20 protein-coding genes and 1 pseudogene are annotated in these 21,637 nt (G+C 69.7%); 14 read left to right on the top strand and 7 right to left on the bottom strand.

Annotation, left to right across the window (positions count from 1 at the left end; translation table 11 throughout):
* Positions 1-26 precede the first annotated feature (26 nt).
* On the bottom strand, positions 27-275 hold the full coding sequence (locus ABD151_RS01490) for an acyl-CoA carboxylase subunit epsilon (protein WP_343990600.1): 249 nt from the start codon (positions 273-275) through the stop codon (positions 27-29).
* Positions 275-1,894 (bottom strand): acyl-CoA carboxylase subunit beta, encoded by a 1,620-nt coding sequence (locus ABD151_RS01485; protein ID WP_343990598.1) that lies wholly within the window; start codon positions 1,892-1,894, stop codon positions 275-277. Before ABD151_RS01485 ends, ABD151_RS01490 begins: the two co-directional genes overlap by 1 nt.
* 41 nt (positions 1,895-1,935) lie before the next feature.
* Between ABD151_RS01485 and ABD151_RS01480 the strand changes: the two genes are divergently transcribed.
* The 5 genes from ABD151_RS01480 to purE are packed head-to-tail and all read left to right on the top strand — an operon-like array spanning position 1,936 to position 5,941.
* On the top strand, positions 1,936-2,724 hold the full coding sequence (locus tag ABD151_RS01480) for a biotin--[acetyl-CoA-carboxylase] ligase (RefSeq protein ID WP_343990596.1): 789 nt from the start codon (positions 1,936-1,938) through the stop codon (positions 2,722-2,724).
* A 12-nt stretch (positions 2,725-2,736) separates the two neighbouring features.
* Positions 2,737-3,261 carry a PH domain-containing protein gene (locus ABD151_RS01475; protein WP_343990594.1) on the top strand — a complete coding sequence of 175 codons (525 nt, stop codon included), beginning with the start codon at positions 2,737-2,739 and terminating at the stop codon, positions 3,259-3,261.
* The gene (locus ABD151_RS01470) at positions 3,251-4,240 is read left to right on the top strand and encodes an adenylate/guanylate cyclase domain-containing protein (RefSeq protein WP_343990592.1); all 990 of its coding nucleotides are present in this window, start codon (positions 3,251-3,253) and stop codon (positions 4,238-4,240) included. Before ABD151_RS01475 ends, ABD151_RS01470 begins: the two co-directional genes overlap by 11 nt.
* Before the next feature lie 17 nt (positions 4,241-4,257).
* Positions 4,258-5,418, top strand: a complete 1,161-nt coding sequence (locus tag ABD151_RS01465) for a 5-(carboxyamino)imidazole ribonucleotide synthase (RefSeq protein ID WP_343990590.1) — start codon at positions 4,258-4,260, stop codon at positions 5,416-5,418.
* A gap of 4 nt (positions 5,419-5,422) precedes the next feature.
* The gene (purE, locus tag ABD151_RS01460) at positions 5,423-5,941 is read left to right on the top strand and encodes a 5-(carboxyamino)imidazole ribonucleotide mutase (protein ID WP_343990588.1); all 519 of its coding nucleotides are present in this window, start codon (positions 5,423-5,425) and stop codon (positions 5,939-5,941) included.
* Between the two features lie 16 nt (positions 5,942-5,957).
* Here the strand turns inward: purE and ABD151_RS01455 are convergent, their stop codons facing one another.
* The 4 genes from ABD151_RS01455 to ABD151_RS01440 are packed head-to-tail and all read right to left on the bottom strand — an operon-like array spanning position 5,958 to position 9,248.
* Positions 5,958-6,461, bottom strand: coding sequence for a nuclear transport factor 2 family protein (locus ABD151_RS01455; RefSeq protein WP_343990586.1), 504 nt, complete (start codon positions 6,459-6,461; stop codon positions 5,958-5,960).
* A 31-nt stretch (positions 6,462-6,492) separates the two neighbouring features.
* Complete coding sequence (locus ABD151_RS01450; protein WP_343990584.1) at positions 6,493-7,572, bottom strand: LCP family protein; 1,080 nt, start codon at positions 7,570-7,572, stop codon at positions 6,493-6,495.
* Positions 7,569-8,000: a CoA-binding protein gene (locus tag ABD151_RS01445; RefSeq protein WP_343990582.1), complete on the bottom strand. Its 432-nt coding sequence runs from the start codon at positions 7,998-8,000 to the stop codon at positions 7,569-7,571. The genes ABD151_RS01450 and ABD151_RS01445 overlap by 4 nt, the downstream gene beginning before the upstream one ends.
* Positions 8,001-8,009: 9 nt before the next feature.
* Complete coding sequence (locus ABD151_RS01440; RefSeq protein WP_343990580.1) at positions 8,010-9,248, bottom strand: LCP family protein; 1,239 nt, start codon at positions 9,246-9,248, stop codon at positions 8,010-8,012.
* 51 nt (positions 9,249-9,299) lie between these two features.
* Between ABD151_RS01440 and ABD151_RS01435 the strand changes: the two genes are divergently transcribed.
* The 9 genes from ABD151_RS01435 to ABD151_RS01395 all read left to right on the top strand — a co-directional run bounded on the left by ABD151_RS01435 (position 9,300) and on the right by ABD151_RS01395 (position 21,462).
* Positions 9,300-9,803 carry an acyl-CoA thioesterase gene (locus ABD151_RS01435; RefSeq protein ID WP_343990578.1) on the top strand — a complete coding sequence of 168 codons (504 nt, stop codon included), beginning with the start codon at positions 9,300-9,302 and terminating at the stop codon, positions 9,801-9,803.
* A gap of 108 nt (positions 9,804-9,911) precedes the next feature.
* Entirely contained in the window at positions 9,912-11,360 is a 1,449-nt protein-coding gene (locus ABD151_RS01430) for an LCP family protein (RefSeq protein ID WP_343990576.1), read from the top strand.
* Between the two features lie 45 nt (positions 11,361-11,405).
* Entirely contained in the window at positions 11,406-12,350 is a 945-nt protein-coding gene (locus tag ABD151_RS01425) for a glycosyltransferase family 2 protein (RefSeq protein WP_343990574.1), read from the top strand.
* On the top strand, positions 12,347-13,261 hold the full coding sequence (locus tag ABD151_RS01420) for a glycosyltransferase family 2 protein (protein WP_343990572.1): 915 nt from the start codon (positions 12,347-12,349) through the stop codon (positions 13,259-13,261). The genes ABD151_RS01425 and ABD151_RS01420 overlap by 4 nt, the downstream gene beginning before the upstream one ends.
* Before the next feature lie 52 nt (positions 13,262-13,313).
* Positions 13,314-14,495 carry a UDP-galactopyranose mutase gene (glf, locus tag ABD151_RS01415; RefSeq protein ID WP_343990570.1) on the top strand — a complete coding sequence of 394 codons (1,182 nt, stop codon included), beginning with the start codon at positions 13,314-13,316 and terminating at the stop codon, positions 14,493-14,495.
* Complete coding sequence (locus ABD151_RS01410; RefSeq protein ID WP_343990568.1) at positions 14,495-16,483, top strand: glycosyltransferase; 1,989 nt, start codon at positions 14,495-14,497, stop codon at positions 16,481-16,483. The genes glf and ABD151_RS01410 overlap by 1 nt, the downstream gene beginning before the upstream one ends.
* The gene (locus ABD151_RS01405) at positions 16,476-17,360 is read left to right on the top strand and encodes an ABC transporter permease (protein WP_343990566.1); all 885 of its coding nucleotides are present in this window, start codon (positions 16,476-16,478) and stop codon (positions 17,358-17,360) included. Before ABD151_RS01410 ends, ABD151_RS01405 begins: the two co-directional genes overlap by 8 nt.
* Positions 17,357-18,148 (top strand): ABC transporter ATP-binding protein, encoded by a 792-nt coding sequence (locus tag ABD151_RS01400; RefSeq protein WP_343990564.1) that lies wholly within the window; start codon positions 17,357-17,359, stop codon positions 18,146-18,148. Before ABD151_RS01405 ends, ABD151_RS01400 begins: the two co-directional genes overlap by 4 nt.
* A 296-nt stretch (positions 18,149-18,444) precedes the next feature.
* A complete protein-coding gene (locus ABD151_RS01395) occupies positions 18,445-21,462 on the top strand; it encodes an FG-GAP-like repeat-containing protein (RefSeq protein ID WP_343990562.1) in 3,018 nt (1,005 codons plus the stop codon).
* Here ABD151_RS01395 and ABD151_RS01390 read toward each other — a convergent pair.
* Positions 21,463-21,637 (bottom strand): annotated as a pseudogene (locus ABD151_RS01390) (TIGR03089 family protein); the annotation flags it as partial.

Raw genomic sequence — 21,637 nt, 5'->3', positions numbered from 1 at the left:
GGACGACGGCATTGATCAGAGAGTGCTCAGCGGGGCAGGCCGCTGGCGCGCCAGCCACCGGCGCCGTGCGCCACCGGGGCGCGGTGGCGGCGGACCGGCTGCGACCACTCCGGCGTGCGGCGCTTGGGTGCAGGAGCGGCACCCGAGCCGAGCGCGGAGAAGACGGCGACCAGGGCCGCGATCTCCTCCGGCGTCGCGTCGGGGTTGACCACCCGCAGCAGCGGCTGGGCCGGCGCTGCGGTGGTCTCGTCCGTGCTCTTCGCGTCGGCGGCCATCAGAGCGGGATGTTTCCGTGCTTCTTGGCCGGCAGGATCTCGCGCTTCGAGCGGAGCAGACGCAGGCCGCGAACGATCTCGGCGCGGGTCTCGTGCGGCATGATCACGGTGTCCACGTAGCCACGCTCGGCCGCGATGTACGGGTTCGCGAGGGTGGTCTCGTACTCGTCGATCAGCTCCGCGCGCTTGGCCTCGACGTCGCCGCCCTCCTTCTCCACCGCGGCAAGCGTCTTGCGGTGCACGATGTTGGCGGCGCCCTGGGCACCCATCACGGCGATCTGCGCGGTCGGCCAGGCGACGTTGAGGTCGGCACCGAGGTGCTTGGAGCCCATCACGTCGTAGGCGCCGCCGTACGCCTTGCGGGTGATCACGGTGATCAGCGGCACGGTGGCCTCGGCGTAGGCGTAGATCAGCTTCGCGCCGCGGCGGATGATGCCGTTCCACTCCTGGTCGGTGCCCGGCAGGAAGCCCGGGACGTCGACGAAGGTGAGCACCGGGATGTTGAACGCGTCGCAGAAGCGGACGAAGCGAGCGGCCTTCTCGGAGGCGTCGATGTCCAGCGTGCCGGCGAACTGCATCGGCTGGTTGGCCACGATGCCGACCGGACGACCCTCGACCCGGCCGTAGCCGACGATGATGTTCGGCGCGAACAGCGGCTGGACCTCGAGGAACTCCTCGTCGTCGAGCACCGCGGTGATCACGTCGTGCATGTCGTAGGGCTGGTTCGGGCTGTCCGGGATGATCGTGTCCAGGGACCGGTCCAGGTCGCTCAGCTCGAGGTCGGCGTCCTCGTCGTAGGACGGCGCCTCGTCGAGGTTGTTCTGCGGCAGGTAGGCCAGCAGCGCCTTGACGTACTCGAACGCGTCTTCCTCGTCGGTCGCCATGTAGTGGGCGTTGCCGGACTTGGTGTTGTGCGTGCGCGCACCACCGAGGTCCTCCATCGAGACGTCCTCGCCGGTGACGGTCTTGATCACGTCGGGACCGGTGATGAACATCGCCGAGGTCTGGTCGACCATGATCGTGAAGTCGGTGACGGCCGGCGAGTAGACGTGGCCGCCCGCGCAGTTGCCCATGATCATCGAGATCTGGGGGATCACGCCGGAGGCGTGCACGTTGCGCTTGAAGATCTCGCCGTAGAGGCCGAGCGAGACGACGCCCTCCTGGATGCGAGCGCCGGCGCCCTCGTTGATGCCGATGATCGGGGAGCCGGTCTTGATCGCCAGATCCATGATCTTGGTGATCTTCTCGCCGTAGACCTCGCCCAGCGACCCACCGAAGATGGTGAAGTCCTGGGAGAAGACGCAGACCTGGCGACCGTCGACGGTGCCGTAGCCGGTGACGACGCCGTCGCCGTAGGGGCGGGTCTTCTCCAGACCGAACGCGGTCGATCGGTGTCGGGCCAGCTCGTCGATCTCGACGAAGGAACCCTCGTCGAAGAGCATCTCGATGCGCTCGCGTGCGGTCTTGCGACCCTTCGCGTGCTGCTTCTCGACGGCGGTCGCCGATGCGGCGTGCACAGCCTCGTCGAGACGACGCTCGAGATCCGCCAACTTGCCGGCGGTGGTGTGGATGTCGATGTCTGCGGGGAGCTCGGTGCCCTCGCCAATCGATGCGCTCACGTGTTTGGCCTCCTCGGATGTCCGGGGCCAATCTAGTGCCCATGACTGAGAAGCCCGACGCCCGCCCACCACTTGACCACTCCGCGCTCGCCGATTCGGTCGAGGTCCTGGATCGGGCGGAGTCGACGAACTCGCTGGTAACCGAGCGGGCCCGGGCGGGCGCCCCGGCCGGCACCGTGGTGGTCGCCGAATGGCAGACCTCGGGGCGCGGGCGCCTGGACCGGGTCTGGGCGGTGCCGGACCGGGCCGCGCTCACCTTCTCGGTGCTGCTGCGGCCCGAGGTGCCCGCCGAGCGCTGGCCGTGGCTGCCGCTGCTGGCCGGCCTGGTGGTGGACGAGGCGCTCGGCGAGCTGATCGGCGGGGTCGGCCTGAAGTGGCCCAACGACGTGCTGGTGGGGGAGGCGCAGCGCAAGATCTGCGGCATCCTCGTGGAGCGGGTGGAGACCCCGCAGGGGCCGGCCGCCGTGCTCGGCATCGGCATCAACGTGCACCAGGACGCCGACGAGCTGCCGACCACGACGGCGACCTCGGTCCGCCTGGAGGCCGGCGAGGGCGCGCTCGTGGATCGGACCGCGTTGCTCAACCGGCTGCTGGCGCTGATCGAGGAGCGGCTGCCGCTGCTCGCCGACGCCGACGGCCTGCGGGCCGCCTACGCCCGGCGCTGCGTGACGATCGGGCGTCAGGTGCGCGTCGAGCTGCCGGCGGATCGACGGCTGCTGGGCCGCGCGGTCGACGTCGACGAGCACGGTCGCCTGGTGGTCGAGGCGGACGGCACGCGCCACGTGGTGGGCGCAGGCGACGTGATCCACGTGCGGGCCACAGATCTTTGACATGATGGGGGCATGGCCATCTCACCGAAGCTGCTGAACGAGGGCGAGCACGTCGTCGTCTCGACGCGGACACACGCGAAAGCGCTGTTCGGTCCGATCCTCGTGCTCCTGCTCACGTTGGGCGTCGCGACCTTCCTGAGCGTCGTGCTCAGCGACAGGGTCGACGGCACCACGTCGTCCGCGCTTCTGGGAGTGGTCTGGCTGGTCGCCCTGGTGGTGATCGTGTGGTGGGTGGTGCGTCCGACCCTGTCCTGGATGACGACCACCTACACCTTCACCAACCGGCGCCTGATGTTCCGCTCGGGCCTGATCGCCAAGGAGGGCCGCACGATCCCGCTCAACCGGATCAGCGGCGTCGACTTCGAGATCAACGTCACCGACCGGATCTTCGGCTGCGGCACCCTGGTCGTCTCCGACGCCAGTGAGCAGGGTCGCGTCGAGCTGCATGACATTCCCCGGGTCGAAGAGGTCCAGAAGGTGGTCTCCGAGGAGCTGCACCGACTGGCACATGGTGGGCGCAACGACGATGGAACCTGATCACTCCGAGGCAGTCCTGCGCGAGCAGATCGAGCAGGCGCTGCTGGGTGACACCCCTCAGTGGACCGCCGCGCAGGTCGCGGAGCGCAGCGGCGCCACGCTGGAGCAGACCCGGCGGATCTGGCGTGCCCTGGGCTTCCCGGAGCCCACCGAGGACCAGCCGATGTTCACCGACAGCGATGTCGCGGCGCTGGCGATGCTCAACGGCTACCTCTCCACCGGCACGTTCACCCTGGACACCCTGCTGAACCTCACCCGCGGGGTGGGCCAGACGATGTCGCGGCTCGCCGACTGGGAGGTGGCGACGCTCACCCCGAAGGTGGACGACGCCGCCGACGCCGGTGCCGACGCGACGCCGCTGGAGCAGGCGATGTACCTGGTGCAGAACATGGCCGGGGACTTCGAGAAGCTGCTGCTGCACGCCTGGCGCCGGCACGCCGCGGTCGCGGTCAGCCGCGCCGAGGCACTGGCCACCCGCGAGGAGAACACCCCGAGCGTGGACCTCACCATCGGCTTCGCCGACCTGGTCTCGTTCACCGCGCTCACCAACGAGATCGGCGAGATCCGGATCGGCGACCTGGTCGAGGTCTTCGAGTCCCGCTGCCACGACGTGGTCGCCAAGCACAACGGCCGGGTGATCAAGTCGCTCGGCGACTCGGTGCTCTTCGTGGTCGACGACGCCGAGGCGGCGCTCGACATCGCCGACGGCATCATCTCGGTGATCGGGCGCGACCCGCGGATGCCCGACGTCCGCGTCGGCCTGGGCAGCGGTGGCGTGGTGATGCGGATGGGCGACGTCTTCGGCCCGCCGGTCAACATGGCCGCCCGACTGACCACGGTGGCCCGCCGCAACCGGGTGATCATCGACGAGGCGACCGCGGCCCTGCTGCCGCCGGAGCGGTTCGAGACCCGCCGGATGCCGGCCCGCCCGGTGCGCGGCTTCGGGCTGGTGGAGCCGATCACCGTGCGTCGCCGGTGACTCGATAGCCTTCACCGGTGACCAAGCCACTTGCTCCGACCGTAGCCGTGATCGGCGGCGGCCAGCTCGCGCGGATGATGGCCGAGCCCGCTGCCGCGCTGGGCATCCCGCTGCGCCTGCTCGCCGAGGCCGAGGGCGTCTCCGCGGCCCAGGTGATCTGTGACCAGCAGGTCGGCGACTATCGCGACCTGGACACGCTGCGCCAGGTCACCGAGGGCTGCACGGCGGTCACCTTCGACCACGAGCACGTGCCGACCGAGCACCTCAAGGCCCTCGCCAACGCGGGCCTGGCGGTGCGGCCCGGCCCGTCGGCGCTGGTGCACGCCCAGGACAAGGGCGTGATGCGCGCCAAGCTCGCCGAGCTCGGTGTGCCCTGCCCTCGCAACGCGATCGTCACCTCGCTTGCCGACGTCGAGGCGTTCGGCTTCCCGGCGGTGCTGAAGACCACCCGTGGCGGCTACGACGGCAAGGGCGTGTGGGTGGTTCGTGAGCCCGCCGACTGCGCCGAGGCGTTCGCCGCCGCCGAGGCCGCTGCGGTCGAGGTGCTGGCCGAGGAGCTGGTCGACTTCCGTCGTGAGCTCTCCGCGCTGGTCGCCCGCTCGCCCAGCGGCCAGGCCGCCGCCTACCCGGTGGTGGCCTCCACCCAGCTGGACGGGATCTGCCACGAGGTGATCGCCCCGGCGCCCGACCTGGACCGCGACCTCGCCGTCCAGGCGCAGGAGGTGGCGCTGACCATCGCCGGTGCCCTCGACGTCACCGGCGTCCTGGCGGTGGAGCTCTTCGAGACCAACGACGGCCGGATCCTGGTCAACGAGCTGGCGATGCGTCCGCACAACACCGGCCACTGGACCCAGGACGGCGCGGTCACCAGCCAGTTCGAGAACCACCTGCGGGCTGTGCTCGACCTGCCGCTGGGCTCCCCGGCTCCGCGGGCCACCTGGACGGTGATGGTCAACATCCTCGGTGGCGACACCGACGCCGGCCGGCTCTACGACGGCTACCCGCACGCGATGGCCCGCGACCCGCAGCTGCGGGTGCACCTGTACGGCAAGGAGATGCGCCCGGGCCGCAAGGTCGGGCACGTCAACACCTACGGCGACGACCTCGACGACTGCCTGGAGCGGGCGCGGCACGCCGCCGCCTGGTTCCGTGGCGACCTCGGCAACGAAAGTGAGTGAGCAGATGAGCCAGCCCCGGGTCGGCATCGTGATGGGTTCGGACTCCGACTGGCCGGTGATGCAGGCGGCGGCCGAGGCCCTGGAGGAGTTCGGCATCGGCTACGAGGCCGACGTCGTCTCCGCGCACCGGATGCCCGACGAGATGCTGAGCTACGGCCGCGACGCCGCGGGCCGTGGCCTGTCGGTGATCATCGCCGGCGCCGGTGGCGCCGCGCACCTGCCGGGCATGCTGGCCGCGGTCACGCCGCTGCCGGTGATCGGCGTCCCGGTGCCGCTGAAGTACCTGGACGGGATGGACTCCCTGCTCTCCATCGTGCAGATGCCGGCCGGCGTCCCGGTGGCCACCGTCTCGATCGGCAACGCCCGCAACGCGGGTCTGCTGGCGGCCCGGATCCTGGCCACCGGCGACGCCGACCTGCAGGCCAGGATGGTCGAGTTCCAGGCGTCGCTGCGCGACGCCGCGCACGCCAAGGGCGCCGTGGTCCGCGAGGCCGCTCAGGGCGCGCGCAAGATCGGCTTCTGAGGCAGGCGGGGGCGCCTCAGCGGGCCCCGGCCACCTCGCCCAGCAGCTCCCGCGCGGCCGGCTGGCCGTCCAGGACGTGGTTGACCCGCTGGGTCACCTGCCAGCCGGCGTCGGTGCGGGCGAGCAGCCACTTGTTGGCGGTCAGGCGGTGGATCGCGAAGCCGTCGCCGTCGGCGGTGATCAGCAGCGAGTGGTTGTAGGCGACGGCGGTGCCGTCGTCGTGCACGGTGACGGCGGGGGAGGTCAGCACGTGGCCGGCGCCGTTCTGGATGAATCCCTGGTGCATCTCGGAGTGCACCATCTCCTCGATCGCGGCCCGTCCGCTCAGCTCCAGCAGCCCGCCGACGGAGTACGAGCCGCCCTCGGTCCACAGCGCCGCGGTGGCGGTGGCGCTGCCGGAGTCGACCAGCGGGCCGTAGGCGGCGATCAGCTGGGTGATCTCGGCGAGGTCGGCGAAGCGGCGCAGCCGCGCCACCTCGCTGCTCAGCGCCGCCAGCTGCTCGTGGATGCTCTCGCTCATCGTCTCGCTCTCGTGGTCGGCCGACCCGGGGTCAGCTGATCTGGTCGTCCTCGGCCAGGACGTCGTCGGGGTACTTCTTCAGGTAGCCGCCGACCTTGTCGCCGCGCAGCGCGGCGAACAGCTGCTGCGCCTTGGCCTCGTCGACCTCCAGCACCGCACCGTAGGTGGCGTCGGTGCGCTCCGCGCCGATCGGCATGGTCAGGAAGGTGACGTTGCGGTCCTCGAGGCCGCGCAGGCCGAGCGCCAGCGAGCGCAGGTCGCCGTTGCTCCAGGCCTCGTCGACGACCAGGTTCTCGGTGAGCGCCTGCAGCATCGCGTCGAACTCGAGCGGCTTGGTGAGCTTGCCGGAGTCGAGCATCTCGCGCATCAGGGAGCGTAGGAAGTTCTGCTGCCGGTTGATCCGGTCGAAGTCGCTGCGGGTCAGCCCGTAGCGCATCCGCACGTACTGCAACGCCTCCTCGCCCTTGAGCAGGTAGTCGCGCGCCTCCCACTGCTTGTCCTGCTTGGAGTCGTAGACGGCCTCGGGCACGGTGACCGGCACCCCGCCGACTGCGGTCGAGAGGTCCTTGAAGCCCGCCCAGTCGATGATCGCGACATGGTCGATCCGGACCCCGGTCAGGTGCTCGACGGTGCTGATCGCGCCGTTGGGCCCCCAGTTGGAGAAGGCGGCGTTGATCTTCTCCTCGTGCTGGGGATTGCCCTCGCCGTCGTAGAGCATGGTGAAGGTGTCGCGCGGGATGGAGACCAGCTGCACCCGCTTCCGGTCGGCGGAGATGTGCACGACCATCAGGGTGTCGCTGCGGTACTTGCCCGTCGGCCAGGTCGCGGCGTCGGCGTCCTCGGCGAGGCTGTCGCCGGAGCCGGCCACCTCCTTGCCCTTGTCGGAGCCGAGCAGCAGCACGTTGATCGCCTTGTTGTCGGCCTTGCTCGGCCGGTTCTTGATCTCCGCGGTGTCGAAGCGATCGATGTTGCCCAGGTGCGAGTTGAGCCGCCACGCGTAGAAGCCGAACGCCGCGATCACCAGCAGCAGCAGGGCTGCGAGCCCGTAGGCCCACGGCCGCCAACGACGGCGGCGGGGCGGGTTCGACTCCGCCTGCTCGTCCTCGCTCATCGACCGCGGTTGCGGTACTGGATCGCGGGACAGGTGTCCATCACCATCGACAGGCCGGCTGCACTGGTGCGGGTGAAGGCCTCCTCGTCGACGACGCCGAGCTGGAACCAGACGCCTTTGGCGCCGATCTGCACTGCCTGGTCGGCGAACTCGCCGGCCGCCTCCGAGCGCCGGAAGACGTCGACCACGTCCACGCCGAACGGGATCTCGGCGAGGGTGGCGTAGCCCTGCTCGCCGAGCACCGTCTCGGCCTTCGGGTGCACGGGCACGATCCGCTTGCCGTGCTGCTGCAGCAGCTCGGCGATCCGGTAGGCGGTGCGGGTCGGGTCGTTCGACAGGCCGACGATCGCCCAGGTGTCGCACTGATCGAGCATGAAGTCGATCGCGGCCGGGTCCAGGTGCGGTGCGGTGTCCGAGTGCTGTGCCATGGCGTCAACCTACTTCGGCAGGCCTGAGGCGGTGCACAGGTTGCCCTTGATGGAGTCGGTGTCGTCCTCGATCACCTTCTGGAAGAAGCGCTTCGAGCGCTCCGGGTCCCAGGTGACGGCGAGGTTGCTGATCGGCACCCCGCAGGTGAGTCCGTTCTCGCCGTTGACCCGGGTCATCGCCCAGCCGAACCGGGCCAGGTCGATCGGTCCGGTGCCGTCACTGACCTTGAGCGTCTGCGCGGCCGCCATGTTCACGTTCCAGTACCGGAACGGGTTGACGAAGGTCCACGGGGAGAGCACCTCCTTGCCGACCGCGGAGACCACCTCGCGCTGGTGCTTGGCCCGGGTGATGTCGCCCAGTGCCGGGTCGGTCTTGCGGGAGCGGGCGTAGCCGAGCGCGACCACGCCGTCGGCCTCCTGACAGCCCTTCTTGATGTCGAGGTTGGCGTCCTTGTCCTTCATCCGCTTGGTCGGGCAGATCTCGATGCCGCCGACGGCGTCCACCACGTCGACGAAGCCGCCGAAGCCGATCTCGATGTAGTGGTCGATGTGGATGCCGGTGTTCTTCTCGACCGTCTCGATCAGCAGCTGGGGCCCTCCCCAGGCGAAGGCGGCGTTGATCTTGCTGGTGCCGCGCCCGGGGATCTCGACCAGCGAGTCGCGGGGGATCGAGGTCAACAGGTTCGGGCCCGAACCGGTGTGCAGCAACATGATCGTGTCGGTGCGCTGGCCGCCGGCGTTGCCGGTGCCGAGCTCCTTGCGCTGCTCCTCGGTGAGGCCCTCACGTGAGTCGCTGCCGACGATCAGGTAGTTGGTGCCGTCCTGGTCGGCCGGGCGGTCGCCGTCCGGGAAGGCGTCGACCGTGGAGACCTTGCGCAGCGCGACGAACGGCACCACGGCCAGGAAGATCAGCCACAGGGCGAGCAGCAGGAGCACCAGCTTCACCGGGCGCAGCCGCAGCCGGCGACCACGCCCGCCACTGCCGCCGGGGTGGGTGGGACCGGACGGCGGCTGCGGGGGACGGCCGGGCGGTTGCGGCTGCGTCATCGGACGGGCCGGGGCCGGCGGCTGCTGGTAGGGCTGCTGCGCCTGCACCTTGCGCTTGCGGGTATCCGGTGGCGGCTCGGGGGTCGACTGTCCGCCGATCGGCATCACGCGGGTGGCGTCGTCGCTGGCGCGGCGCTGCTTGCCGTAGAGCCATTCGTATTCAGGGGTGCCCGGTTCCGGGCCCTCGGGGCGGTCGACCATGAGGGCAAAAGTACCGGCGGCGTGGTCGCAGACGCGGGATAACGTGTCCGCATGACGCAGCCCTCGCCCCTGACGCCCGCCTTCTCCGAGGTGTCGCTGGCCACCTTGATGCACTCCCCGCAGGCCAATCTCCTGGGCAACGTGCACGGCGGCGAGATCATGAAGCTGGCCGACTCCACGGCCGGCGCGGCGGCTCGCCGGCACTGCGGGGGCCCGGCGGTCACCGCGGCGATGGACGAGATGCTCTTCCTGGAGCCGGTGCACGTCGGCGACATCGTGCGCACCACCGGCCGGGTGACCTGGTCGGGACGCAGCTCGATGGAGGTCGCGGTCCGGGTCGAGGCGGAGCCGTGGGGCGACGCCTCGCACTCGCCGCTGCACGTGGCCAGCGCCTACTTCGTCTTCGTCGCGATCGACGAGGAGGGGCATGCCCGCGCGGTGCCCGAGCTGGTCTGCGAGACGCCGCTCGACGAGCAGCGCTGGCGTGAGGCGGAGATCCGGCGCGCACACCGGTTGAGCCGCAAGGAGGAGATCGCGCGACACCGGGCGCTGTAGCGGGTGAGGTGGATGACGACTCGACAACGCCTCGGCGCGTCGTCACCGGTGTTGCCTGTGTGACTGGTGATACTGGCGAGAACTTCCCCACCAGAGAGGCATCTCTCGATGCAACCCGACACTTCCCCCGGGTCGCACGATCGGCGTGGCGCCAACCGCGCCGACGACCGTGCCGCACGCGTGCGCTTCCGGCGCGCACTGACCCTGATGCTGATGACCCTGGTTCTCCCCGGCTCCGCCCAGCTCGTCGCGGGCCGCCGTGACGTCGGCCGGATCGCGATGCGGATCTGGTTCGGCACGCTGGCCCTGCTCGGCCTGATCGCGGTGATCTCCTGGTTCTGGCACGGCTTCGCCCTCGAGCTGGTGCTCAACACCGCGCTGCTCAACGTGGCCCGCTTCGCGATGATGATCCTCGCGGTCGGCTGGGCCGCCCTGTTCATCGACGCCTGGCGGATCGGCCAGCCGCTCACCCTGGTCCGCCGGCAGCGGCTCACCGCGGTCGGCGTCAACGGCCTGCTCTGCTTCACCGTGGCCGGTGCGCTGCTCTTCGCCTCGCACCTGGTCACCGTGCACCGCGACTTCATCCTGGCCAACTTCGGCGACGGCCCGACCTCCGACCCGAGTGCGGGCCGCTACAACGTGCTGTTGCTCGGCGGCGACGCCGGCGCCGGGCGCACCGGCCTTCGCCCGGACTCGATCACCGTGGCCAGCATCGACGCCGACTCCGGTCGCACGGTGCTGGTCGGCCTGCCCCGCAACCTGGCCAAGTTCCGCTTCGCCGAGGACTCGGTGATGGCCGAGCAGTTCCCCGACGGGTTCACCTGCGAGGGCTGCTACCTCAACGGCGTCAGCACCTGGGCCGAGGACAACACCGAGCTGTTCGGGAAGTCCAAGCACCCCGGCGTGGAGGCCACCATCGAGGCGGTGGAGGGGATCACCGACCTCGACATCTCCTACTGGGCGATGGTCAACCTGGAGGGCTTCAAGGACGTCGTCGACGCGCTCGGCGGCGTCGAGCTGACCGTGCGCCAGCCGATCCCGGTCGGCGGCCTGGGCTCCGACGTCACCGGCTACATCGAGCCGGGCACCCGCACGCTCAACGGCCACGACGCGCTCTGGTTCGCCCGGGCCCGGGAGGGCTCCGACGACTACTCGCGGATGGCGCGGCAGAAGTGCGTGATGCAGGCACTGGTCAGCCAGGTCAGCCCGACCGAGCTGGTCGCCAACTACGGCGACCTGACCAAGGCCGGGGGGGCGATGGTGCAGACCAACCTGCCCGGCAGCGAGCTGAAGAGCTTCATGCAGCTGGCGCTCAAGGCCAAGGACCAGAAGATCTCCACGGTCTCGATCGTCCCGCCGGCGATCAACACCGGAGACCCGGACCTGGACAAGATCAAGAAGATGGTCAGTGACGGCATCGCTCGCGCCGAGGGCAAGGGCCCGAAGCCGGCCAAGAAGAAGGCCGCCAAGGAGCAGACCGTCAGTGGCGGATCGCTGGGCACGCGCAACGAGGGGTACCAGGCCAACGCGGCCGACGACCTCGCCGCGGCGTGCTGAGGGCACCGAGGGGTAGTCGCGGAGTCGGCGTCTAGGGTGGACGCCGTGTCCGCGACCCCGAACGACCCGCCACGCATCGTCGCGGTGGTGGTCACCTACAACCGCAGCGCGCTGGTGCAGCCGCTCGTCGCACGCCTGCGCGCGCAGTCGCGGCTGAGTGCGATCGTCGTCGTCGACAACGCCTCCACCGACGGCACCGGCGCCTGGCTGACTGCGGCCGCAGCGGCCGGTGACGGTGCCCCTCCGGCGCTGCATCCGGTCCTGCTCGAGCAGAACCTCGGCGGGGCGGGCGGCTTCCACGAGGGGCTGCGCAGCGCCGTCGAGGAGCATGGCGCCGACCTGGTCTGGCTGATGGACGACGACGGCACCCCGGACGAGGACTGCCTTGAGCTGCTGCTCGCGCACCGCGACCTCGACTTCTGGGGCCCGGTGGTGGTGGACCAGGAGCGGCCCGAGCGGCTGGTCTTCCCGATCCGGCTGCCCGGCGGGACCCGGGTGGTCCACGAGCTCGCCGACGTCCGCGGCGCAGCCCGCGAGGGCCGGATCGCCGACATCGTGATCCCGTTCAACGGCGTCCTGGTGACCGCCGAGCTCGCCCGCCGGATCGGCTACCCGCGCTCGGAGTTCTTCATCTGGGGCGACGACCACGAGTACCGGCTGCGCGCCGAGGCGGCCGGGGCCCGGATCGCCACCGTGGTGGACGCCGTGGTCCGGCATCCCGCAGTGGGAGAGCTGGGCACCCCGATGATGTTCGGCCGCACCACCTACAACCACTCGCCGTCCGAGCTGAAGCACTACTGCATGGCGCGCAACAACGTGGTCAACCTGCGCGACTACCGGGGCTGGGCGCATGTGGTCGCCTTCCTCGCCAAGACCCTGTGGTTCTACTCCTTCACCCGCCCCTCGCCGGCCCGGCTGCGGCTCAGCGCCAGCGGCATCCTGGCCGGCCTGCGCGGCGACTTCACCGGGCACCGGAGGTTCCTGCGATGAGCGCCGAGACGGTCGCCGTGGTGGTGGTCACCTACAACCGGGCCGAGCTGCTGGAGCGGATGCTGGCGGGCCTGGCCGCGCAGACCCATCGCCCGGACGCGGTGATCGTGGTCGACAACGCCAGCACCGACGGCACCGCAGAGGTGCTCGCCGCGGTGGCCGCGCGTGGCGAGCTGCCGCTGCAGGTGCACACCTCGGCGGAGAACCTGGGCGGCGCCGGCGGCTTCCACCTGGGCAGCCGCCTGGCCTACGAGCAGGGCTACGACCGGATCTGGCTGATCGATGACGACGTGGTGCCGGCCCCCGACTGCCTGGCGGTGCTGATGGCCGCCGACGAGGACTGCCTGATGGTGGTCCGCGAGGACCTGTCCGGGGCGCTGGTGGAGAAGGCGGCGCTGCGCTTCGACCTCTCCAACCCGCTCGCGGTGCGGCCCAAGACCGCCTCGGTGGACTCCACCTACGCCAGCCGCGACGCGATGCCGGAGCGGGTCGCGGTGGAGAACGTGGCCTTCGAGGGGTTCATGTTCCGTCGCTGCGTGGCCGAGGAGATCGGCCTGCCCGACCCCTCCTACTTCATCTTCTACGACGACGTCGACTACGCCCTGCGGGCCCGGCGCACCGGCCGTACGATCTGGGCGCTGCGCGACGCCGTCCTGGTCCGCCAGCTCGACTTCAACCAGCAGCACGACCTGTCGGGATGGAAGGGCTTCTACATGTACCGCAACCTGTTCGTGGTGCACCTGCGCTACGGCACCAATCCGCTGGTGCGGCTCAAGCCGTGGCTGATCACGCTGGCCGTGGTGCTGCTCAGCCCGGTCCGCGGCGGCAGGGGAGAGGCCGCCAACGTGATCAAGGCCATGCGCTCGGCGCGCACAATGCGCGCCCTGCCACACGCCGCAGAAGCCCGGTAATCGCCTCCGGCTCGCTAGACTTGCCGCCGCCAAACCGCTCAGGAGTCTCATTTTGTCTGCACCAGACCTAGTCGTCGTCGGTTCCGGGTTCTTCGGACTGACCATCGCCGAACGTTGCGCCACCGAGCTCGGTCTCCGAGTCCTCGTGCTGGAGCGGCGTGACCACATCGGTGGCAACGCCTACAGCGAGTTCGACGAGGAGACCGGGATCGAGGTGCACAAGTACGGCACCCACCTGTTCCACACCTCGAACAAGACCGTCTGGGAGTACGTGAACCGGTTCACCGAGTTCACCAACTACCAGCACCGGGTCTTCGCCAAGTACCAGGGCCAGGTCTACTCCTTCCCGATGAACCTGGGCCTGATCAACCAGTTCTTCGGCAAGGCGCACACCCCCGACGAGGCGCGTGCGCTGATCGCCGAGCAGTCCAGCGAGATCGCCACCGAGGACGCCACCAACCTCGAGGAGAAGGCGATCAGCCTGATCGGGCGCCCGCTCTACGAGGCGTTCGTCAAGGGCTACACCGCCAAGCAGTGGCAGACCGACCCCAAGGAGCTGAGCCCGGACATCATCACCCGGCTCCCGGTCCGCTACACCTTCGACAACCGCTACTTCAACGACACCTACGAGGGCCTGCCGGTCGACGGCTACACCGCGTGGCTGGAGAAGATGGCCGACCACCCGAACATCGAGGTGCGGCTCTCCACCGACTTCTTCGCGGTGGCCGACGAGTACAAGGGCAAGGTGCCGATCGTCTACACCGGCCCGGTCGACGAGTACTTCGGCAACTCCGAGGGCCGGTTGTCGTGGCGCACCATCGACCTCGAGCAGGAGACCCTCGACGTCGACGACTTCCAGGGCACCGGAGTGGTCAACGCCAACGACCAGGAGCTGCCGTTCACCCGGGTGCTGGAGTTCAAGCACCTGCACCCCGAGCGCAAGCACCTGGCCGGCAAGACCATCGTGGTGCACGAGTACAGCCGCTTCGCCGAGGAGGGCGACGAGCCGTACTACCCGATCAACACCGCCGAGGACCGCGAGAAGCTGCTCAAGTACCGCGACCTGGCCAAGGCCGAGCCGCTGGTCCTCTTCGGCGGCCGCCTGGGCACCTACAAGTACCTCGACATGCACATGGCGATCGGCTCGGCACTGAGCATGTTCAACAACAAGCTGAAGCCGCACTTCGCGGACGGCGCGCCGTTCACCAGTGGCGGCGTCGAGGGAGACGCCTGATGAGCGAGACCAGCACCCGGCTGCTGCAGCGCCAGATCCTGCCGCTCGACAAGGACAACGGGGTCTTCCCGCTCTACGTCGACCTGGAGGAGGCCAAGCTCGACGCCGACCGCTACGACGTCGGCTCGAACAAGGGCGCCAAGGACCTCAACCTGGCCGCGATCCGGCAGTCGACCTCGACCGGTCGCTCGCTGCACCCCGACCAGATCCTGTCGCGCACCACGGTGCGGGTGAACCCCAACCAGACGTTCTCCTTCGGCACCTACTTCAACGCCTTCCCGGCCTCCTACTGGCGCCGGTGGACGATCGTCGACGAGGTCCAGCTCAAGGTCACCGTCGAGGGTGCCGGGGCCACCGTCACCGTGCACAAGTCGATGGCGCGCGGGCACTCGCAGCGGGTCGAGAGCGCGGCGGTGGAGTCCGACGGCGAGGTCACCTTCACCTTCGACCTGACGCTCAAGCCCTTCGTGGACGGCGGCTGGTACTGGTACGACGTCACCGCCGGCGACGCCGGGGCCCGGGTGATCTCCGCGGAGTGGACCGCCGAGGTGCCGGCCGAGCGTGCCGAGCACGGCACCACGGACATCTGCATCACCACCATGAACCGCCCGGACTTCTGCGCCAAGCTGATCGGCCAGCTCGCCGACGACGAGGCGCTGCGTCCGTACCTGGACACCGTCTTCGTGATGGAGCAGGGGACCCAGCCGGTCACCGAGTCGGAGTTCTTCCCGGCCGGTGCCGAGGCGCTGGGGGAGAAGCTCCAGGTCATCGTCCAGGCGAACCTGGGCGGCTCGGGCGGCTACGCTCGCGGGCAGCTGGAGTCGGTGCGCAAGGGCACCGCGACCTACGCGCTGATGATGGACGACGACGTCGTCTGCGAGCCGGAGGGCGTGATCCGTGCGGTCACCTTCGGCGACCTGGCGAAGCGGCCCACCATCGTCGGTGGCCACATGTTCAACATCTACTCGCGCTCGCGGCTGCACTCGTTCGGCGAGATCGTCCAGCCGTACCGGTTCTGGTGGCAGACCCGCCTCGACGGCTACAGCGACTGGGACTTCGCGGCCCGCAACCTGCGCTCGGCGCGGTGGCTGCACAAGCGTGCGGACGTCGACTTCAACGGCTGGTTCATGTGCCTGATCCCGCGCCAGGTGCTCGAGGAGATCGGCCTCTCGCTGCCGCTGTTCATCAAGTGGGACGACTCCGAGTTCGGTCTGCGGGCCAAGCAGGCCGGCTTCCCGACGGTCTCCTTCCCGGGAGCTGCGGTGTGGCACGTGCCGTGGAGCGACAAGAACGACGGCATCGACTGGCAGGCCTACTTCCACCAGCGCAACCGCTTCGTGGCGGCGCTGCTGCACTCGCCCTACGAGCGCGGCGGCCGGATGGTCCGGGAGAGCTTCAACCACCAGATCAAGCACCTCGCCTCGTTGCAGTACTCCGTGGTGGAGATGCGGCACAAGGCGCTGGAGGACCTGCTGGCCGGTCCTGAGCGGCTGCACGAGGAGCTCGGCACGAAGCTGCCCGAGATCAACGCCTTCCGCAAGCAGTTCGTCGACGCCCAACTCCACGTGGACCGCGACGAGCTGCCGCCGGTGCGTCGCCTCAAGCCGCCGAAGAAGGGCAAGTCCGACACCGAGATCCCCAGCTCGCTGGCGATCAAGATCGGTGCGCTGACCGCCCCGCTGCGCCAGCTCCGCCCGGTGCGCGAGCTCTCCCGCAGCTACCCCGAGGCCGAGCTCACCGCGATGGACTCCGGCTGGGTGAACCTGGTCAAGTACGACTCGGTCGTCGTCTCGATGAACGACGGCTCCGCGGTCGCGCTCTACCAGCGTGACCCGCAGCGCTACCGCGACCTGCTCAAGCGGACGATCGAGATGCACCGCCGGCTGCACCGCGAGTGGCCCGAGCTGGCCAAGCGCTACCGGGCGGCCCTGGACGACGTCGTCTCGCCCGAGGCCTGGTCGAAGACCTTCGGCATCGCCGATGACTGACCAGGCGACGCCTCGCGTCATCGACGCCCCGCTGAGCAGCCCGGCCCCCGCGGCCGGGTTGCTCGAGGTGTTCCGCCGCCGGTACCTGCTCAAGCTGCTGGTGCGCCGCGAGATCTCCGCGCGCTACCAGGGCTCGGTGCTCGGCTTCCTGTGGTCCTACATCAACCCGCTGTCCCAGCTGTTCATCTTCTGGTTCGTGATGGGCAAGATCATGGACCGCGGAACCGAGAACTTCGCGATCCACGTCTTCTGCGGCCTGGTCGTCGTCCACTTCTTCGTGGAGACCTTCAACGCGGGCACCCGCTCGATCGTGCGCAACAAGGCGTTGGTGCGCAAGATGGCGATGCCACGGGAGATGTTCCCGGTGGCCTCGATGCTGGTCTCGCTGTACCACATGGGCCCGCAGCTGCTGATCATGGTGCTGATCTGCGTCGGGATGGGCTGGACGCCCACCGTGACGGGGATGGCCGGCTTCGTGCTGGCGATCGCGATCGTGATGCTGCTGGGCACGGCGCTGGCGCTGATGTTCGCCTGCGCGAACGTCTTCTTCCGTGACGTCGGCAGCTTCGTCACGATCCTCACCAACTTCGTCCGCTTCGGCGTGCCGATGATCTACCCCTTCACCATGGTCGAGGAGCGCTTCGGCGACATGGCCAGGTTCTACCTGTTCAACCCGATCGCGGACGCCGTGCTGCTGGTGCAGCAGGCGTTCTGGGTGGGCACCACCAAGCACCCGGACGACGTGCAGGCGCATCACATCCCGGACCACCTCTTCGCCTATTCGTTCCTGGCCCTGGGCATCTCGATCGTGGCCCTGGTGATCGGGCAGGTCGTCTTCTCGCGGCTGGAGAACCGGATCCCGGAGCGTCTGTCATGAGCTACTCGTCCACCACCTCGATCGTCGTCGACGACGTCAGCAAGACCTTCAAGCTGCGCTACCACCGCACCCTCAAGCAGATGACGGTGGCGGCCGCGAAGGGCCGCGACATCAGCGACACCTTCACCGCCCTGGACAAGGTCTCGTTCACCGTCGAGCAGGGCGAGTCGATCGGCCTGATGGGGCTCAACGGATCCGGCAAGAGCACCCTGCTCAAGCTGGTCAACGGCGTGATGCGTCCCGACAGCGGCCAGGTGCTGACCCGGGGCCGGATCGCCGGCCTGATCGCCACCGGCGCGGGCTTCCACCCGCAGCTGACCGGGCGCGACAACGTCTACCTGAACGCCGCCATCCTCGGGATGAGCGAGCGGGAGACCAACCGCAAGTTCGACGAGATCGTCGAGTTCGCCGACATCGGCAAGTTCCTGGAGACGCCGGTCGGCCACTACAGCTCGGGCATGTTCGCCCGGCTCGGCTTCGCGGTCGCGGTGCACGTCGAGTCCGACATCTTCCTGGTCGACGAGGTGCTCGCGGTCGGCGACCGCCCGTTCAAGCGCAAGTGCATCGAGCGGATGCAGCAGGTGCGCGCCGAGGGCCGCACCCTGTTCTACGTCAGCCATGCGGCCGGCTCGGTCAAGAAGATGTGCGACCGGGTGATCGTGCTGGAGAAGGGCCGCGTCGGCTACGACGGCGAGGTCACTGCCGGGATCAAGTACCTCAAGTACGACGGTGACGACGAGGAACGTCCCGACGAGACCGAGGACGAGGAGTACGGCGCCGACGTCTGAGCGGCGTCAGGCGCGCGCGTCTGTGCGGACGTCATGCGCTTCGTGGCCCGTCGGCCCCGGAGCGCATGACGTCCTTCGCGTCTCGGGGTGCGGGGGAGTGTGGCGGCTGGTGATCTAGGCCACTCCGGCGGCTCGTGGCGACACGCCCCGGGAATCTGAGAAATCGTCGGCGTGTCGGCGTGTCGACTGGAAATTACATCGTTGTAGTTACTCACCACATCTTGCGGAACCCCCTGTGACTGATGTGAAACTTGGGACTCGTGTGAACCTTCCCCCCACACATGGAGTGTCCCGACATGCCCCCCAGCAAGGCCCGTTACGTCACGATCTGCCAGCAGCTGCTGGCCATCGCTGCCGTCATCGCCGTGCTCGCGCCGGCTGCGAACGTGCTCTCTCTCGACGTGATCCCCTCCGGCCCCGCACCGGCCACGGCCGGCCCTGAGGCGCCGCAGCCCACCGTGCCGGACGCCGCCGACCACCCCGCTGCCGAGGCGCCGTCCGCCGAGCAGCCCCGGGCCGAGCAGCCCCAGGCGCCGCAGGCCCGCGTCGAGACCGCCCCGGTGGAGGCCGAGGTCGCCGAGGTGCCGATGGCGCCGGTCGAGCGCCCCGCCGACGCGCCGACGCCGCGGGCCACCCACGACCATGACGACGACCTCGCCGCCCGCAAGCAGGGCACGGACGAGCACGCCGACGAGCACGCCGACGAGGCCGACGAGCACGCCGACGAGGCCGAGGGTGCCGAGCAGGACGAGGAGATCGCCCCGGCCGGCGGCAGTGCCGTCGAGAGCGCCCCGGAGACGGTGCACGGCTACGGTGCCGTCGGCGTCACCTGGAGCTCGCAGAGCGCCGCGCTGGAGGAGGGGGAGATCGCCGTCCAGGTGCGCACCGAGACCGACGGCGTGTGGAGCGACTGGCTCGAGGTCGAGTACCACGACCACGACGGTCCGGACCCGGACTCCGCCGAGGGCCGCGACGCCCGTCCCGGCACCGACGCGATGTTCGTCGGCGAGGTAGACCAGGTCCAGGCCCGCGCGGTGACCGCTGCCGGCGTGGCCCTGCCCGAGGACATCAAGCTCGCCGTGATCGCGCCGGGCGAGTCGGCCGGCACCGAGCTGGAGCGGCCCGCGATCGACACCAGCAAGCTCGGCGAGGACGTGATCGACGGCACCGAGGTGCCCGCCGACGACACCCTGGAGAGCAGCGAGGGCGACCTGGAGCTCTCCAAGAGCGCCTTCACCCAGAAGCCGCAGATCTTCAGCCGCGCACAGTGGGGCGCCAACGAGAAGCTGCGCGACGGCAAGCCCAGCTACAACGAGGTGCACGCCGGCTTCGTGCACCACACGGTGAACGCGAACAACTACACCAAGGCCCAGGTGCCGGCGATGATCCGCAGCATCTACGCCTACCACACCCAGACCCGTGGCTGGAGCGACGTCGGCTACAACTTCCTGGTCGACCGGTTCGGCCGGATCTGGGAGGGCCGCTACGGCGGCGTGGACCGCCCGGTGATCGGTGCGCACACCCTGGGCTACAACGAGAACTCCTTCGCGATGTCGGCGATCGGCAACTTCGACGTCACCAAGCCCTCCGAGGCGATGGTCGAGGCCTACGGCAACCTGATGGCGTGGAAGCTCGCGCTGCACGGCGTCAAGGCCGGCAGCACCAGCCAGGTGGTCAGCGGCAAGAAGTTCAAGGCGATCAACGGCCACCGCGACGCCGGATCCACCGCCTGCCCGGGCAAGTACCTCTACGCCCGGATCCCCGACATCCGCAAGCTCGCCGCCGCCCGCCAGGCCGACTGGCGTGGTCGTGACCTGATCACCAACGTGGTCGGCTCGGCCCACCCCGACATCCTGATGCGACAGAAGTCGACCGGACGGGTGTACGCGATCCCGACCGGCGGCATGCTCGCCTGGTCCTCGCCGATCAGCAGCGGTGGCTGGGGCGGCTACGACGTGGTGATCGCGGCCGGCGACCTCAACGGCGACAAGGTCGGCGACCTCTTCGTGCGCAGCGCGAAGACCGGGCGCACCGTGGCCCTGGCCGGCAACGGCAAGGGTGGGTTCTCCAGCACCAACCGGGTCCAGGGCGGCCTGCGCGGCCGCGACCAGATCACCGCGGTGGGCGACCTCAACGGCGACGGCCGCAACGACATCGTGGCCCGCGACCCCGGCACCGGGCGGCTCTACGGCTACTGGGGCAAGGGCAACGGCGCGCTGCGCGGCAAGGTGCTGCTGAGCACCGGCTGGAAGGGCTACACGATGACCGTGGGCGCCGGCGACGTGAACGGCGACGGCAAGGCCGACCTGCTGGCTCGCGACGGCGCCGGCAAGATGTGGCTGCACCCCGGCAACGGCAAGGGCGGCTTGGGCGCGCGGGTCGCGCTGAGCGGCAACTGGGGCGGCTTCGACAAGATCACCGGGATCGGCGACTTCGACGGCGACGGCAAGGCCGACCTGCTGATGCGGTTCGCCAAGAACCAGAAGTTCTACATCCGCCCCGGCACCGGCAAGGGCACCTACAAGAAGCTGCTCGGACCGTTCGCCTCGCTGAAGGGTGCCCGTGCGGTGAGCGCGGCCCCGATCGCCGGGTCGCCGCACCCCGACCTGGTGACCGTCACGGGGAGCACGCTGCGCGTGCTGCCGCACGCCGGCACCGTGAACCTGAGCCCCGCGGTCTACCTGGGCTCCGGCTTCAACGGCTCCGAGGCGCTGCTCAACGTGGGCGACTGGGACCGCGACGGTCGCAACGACATCATCTCCAAGACCGCGGCCGGCGACCTCCGGCTGCACCGCAACCTGGGTGGCAACAAGTTCGCCGCGCCGGTGCGGATCGGCAAGGGCTTCAACGGGGTCTCCCTGCTGGCCGCCGTCGGCGACGTCACCGGTGACGGCATCCCGGACCTGATGGGCCAGCCGAAGAACTCCTCGATGCGGATCTACCCCGGCTCGCTGACCGGCTTCCAGTCCAGCTACGTGGCCAAGGGCCCGATCAGCGGCAGCGGACAGCTCGGCCTCGGCCGCTGGAATGCCGACGGCGCGCCCGACGTCGCCTACCGGGTCGGCAACGGCCTGCGCTGGTACCGCGGCAACGGCCCCGGTGGACTGGTCGGCTCGGCCGGCACGCTGAGCGTCGACCTGTCGGCCTACGACCTGGTCACCAGCCCGGGCGACGTGAACGGTGACGCCCGGCCGGACCTGGTCGTCCGGGAGAAGAAGAGCGGCTACCTGTTCCTGCTGCCCGGCACCTCCAGCGGCTTCGGGGCGAGGGTCTTCCTCGGCCAGGGATACGGAGGCTTCGACCGGGCCGGCTGATCAGTCGAGTCGCGCGGTGACCCGCTCGGTCGCCGCGTGGGACTCCCACAGCTCCGGGTCCGGATTGCGGACCCAGACCGCCGAACCGCCTCTGACCAGCGGAACGGTGAAACTGGTGAAACCCGAAGGGGAAGCGGGGCTCACCGTGGTCAGGAGACGCCCGCCGTCCTCGAGA

It is taken from the genome of Nocardioides dubius (assembly GCF_039528155.1).
GTDB classification, from domain to species: Bacteria; Actinomycetota; Actinomycetes; order Propionibacteriales; family Nocardioidaceae; genus Nocardioides; species Nocardioides dubius.
Note: the sequence above shows the minus strand (reverse complement) of the source record. Positions and strands in the feature narration are given on the sequence as shown.

Excerpts from the sequence above, each read along its gene's own strand:
- ABD151_RS01405 (WP_343990566.1), top strand. The coding sequence starts at position 16,476 with ATGACTGACCAGGCGACGCCTCGCGTCATCGACGCCCCGCTGAGCAGC.
- ABD151_RS01400 (WP_343990564.1), top strand. The coding sequence starts at position 17,357 with ATGAGCTACTCGTCCACCACCTCGATCGTCGTCGACGACGTCAGCAAG.
- ABD151_RS01435 (WP_343990578.1), top strand. The coding sequence starts at position 9,300 with ATGACGCAGCCCTCGCCCCTGACGCCCGCCTTCTCCGAGGTGTCGCTG.
- ABD151_RS01470 (WP_343990592.1), top strand. The coding sequence starts at position 3,251 with ATGGAACCTGATCACTCCGAGGCAGTCCTGCGCGAGCAGATCGAGCAG.
- ABD151_RS01420 (WP_343990572.1), top strand. The coding sequence starts at position 12,347 with ATGAGCGCCGAGACGGTCGCCGTGGTGGTGGTCACCTACAACCGGGCC.
- ABD151_RS01430 (WP_343990576.1), top strand. The coding sequence starts at position 9,912 with ATGCAACCCGACACTTCCCCCGGGTCGCACGATCGGCGTGGCGCCAAC.
- purE (WP_343990588.1), top strand. The coding sequence starts at position 5,423 with ATGAGCCAGCCCCGGGTCGGCATCGTGATGGGTTCGGACTCCGACTGG.
- ABD151_RS01455 (WP_343990586.1), bottom strand. The coding sequence starts at position 6,461 with ATGAGCGAGAGCATCCACGAGCAGCTGGCGGCGCTGAGCAGCGAGGTG.
- ABD151_RS01395 (WP_343990562.1), top strand. The coding sequence starts at position 18,445 with ATGCCCCCCAGCAAGGCCCGTTACGTCACGATCTGCCAGCAGCTGCTG.
- ABD151_RS01440 (WP_343990580.1), bottom strand. The coding sequence starts at position 9,248 with ATGGTCGACCGCCCCGAGGGCCCGGAACCGGGCACCCCTGAATACGAA.
- ABD151_RS01490 (WP_343990600.1), bottom strand. The coding sequence starts at position 275 with ATGGCCGCCGACGCGAAGAGCACGGACGAGACCACCGCAGCGCCGGCC.
- ABD151_RS01445 (WP_343990582.1), bottom strand. The coding sequence starts at position 8,000 with ATGGCACAGCACTCGGACACCGCACCGCACCTGGACCCGGCCGCGATC.
- ABD151_RS01450 (WP_343990584.1), bottom strand. The coding sequence starts at position 7,572 with ATGAGCGAGGACGAGCAGGCGGAGTCGAACCCGCCCCGCCGCCGTCGT.
- ABD151_RS01410 (WP_343990568.1), top strand. The coding sequence starts at position 14,495 with ATGAGCGAGACCAGCACCCGGCTGCTGCAGCGCCAGATCCTGCCGCTC.
- ABD151_RS01480 (WP_343990596.1), top strand. The coding sequence starts at position 1,936 with ATGACTGAGAAGCCCGACGCCCGCCCACCACTTGACCACTCCGCGCTC.
- ABD151_RS01475 (WP_343990594.1), top strand. The coding sequence starts at position 2,737 with ATGGCCATCTCACCGAAGCTGCTGAACGAGGGCGAGCACGTCGTCGTC.